At 46.2% G+C, this 1000-nt stretch carries 2 protein-coding genes; both read left to right on the top strand.

The genetic code is table 11. The features are described from left to right. Window positions 1–49 precede the first annotated feature (49 nt). Complete coding sequence (purE, locus tag F6K38_RS43155) at window positions 50–577, top strand: 5-(carboxyamino)imidazole ribonucleotide mutase (RefSeq protein ID WP_287265763.1); 528 nt, start codon at window positions 50–52, stop codon at window positions 575–577. A gap of 315 nt (window positions 578–892) precedes the next feature. Next, window positions 893–1000 (top strand): adenylyl-sulfate kinase (locus F6K38_RS43150; RefSeq protein WP_287361091.1); only part of this gene is annotated, 108 nt, incomplete at its 3' end.

Here is a 1000-nt window from a genome sequence, read left to right as displayed (position 1 = left end):
TCATTAGGGAATGTGGCGAAGTCTAATCATATACCATCAAACATGATTCATGACCAATAACCAACCGTTAATTGGGATTATTATGGGCAGCGATTCCGATTTGCCCACCATGCAAAATGCGATCGCAGTATGTGAAGACTTCGGTGTTCCTTGGGAAGTAGCGATTGTCTCCGCCCACCGCACCCCTGAACGGATGGTAAATTATGCCCAAGATGCTCACAAGCGTGGACTCAAAGTTATTATCGCTGGAGCTGGGGGGGCAGCTCATCTGCCTGGGATGGTAGCGGCTCTAACACCCTTGCCTGTGATTGGGGTCCCAGTGTCTAGTCGTCAAATGAAGGGTATTGATTCCCTATACTCCATTGTTCAAATGCCTGGGGGAATTCCCGTCGCTACTGTAGCAATTGGTAATTCCAAGAATGCAGGATTGTTAGCAGTGCAGATTTTGGGCACTCATCAGCCGGAATTACTAGAGAGAGTGCAGCAGTATCGCCAGAATTTAGCGGAATCAGTGATGGAAAAGCAAGCATTGCTTGATGAGTTAGGTTATCAGCAATACTTAGGGCAGATGGGTTAATCTGGTTCAGGAACCGTGATAAGGTGAGCCTTGAAAAAGGGCAAAAATCCCCATTAACTTGGTTGGCATCAGGGTAAGCCACTATAGGGGGGATGTGACAGAAAATAATTCGAGGGCAATCCGACTCGTTCTACTACCTGAAGCTGGGGTCTCTCAAGAGCATCCCACCGAAGGGAAGCATTTGTTATAAATGAGCCGAGACTAAAGGCCATAGGACTTACGAGGTTGAGTTTGGTGTTCAGCTGAAATACCAATACCCTATCCACACCAAATCCAAGTCATGTCAACCAAAAATCTAGGAGGTAAATAGAGTTCATGGAACATCGTGGTGTTACAGTATGGTTAACTGGTCTTAGTGGTGCTGGAAAGACCACTATTACTAAGGCATTAGAAGAAAAACTAAACGCCCAAGGATGCAAGCTG

Source organism: Moorena sp. SIO3B2, from assembly GCF_010692525.1.
Classification (GTDB): Bacteria; Cyanobacteriota; Cyanobacteriia; order Cyanobacteriales; family Coleofasciculaceae; genus Moorena; species Moorena producens.
The sequence above is the reverse complement of the archived record's forward strand: the minus strand, read 5'-3'. Positions and strand labels throughout refer to the sequence as shown.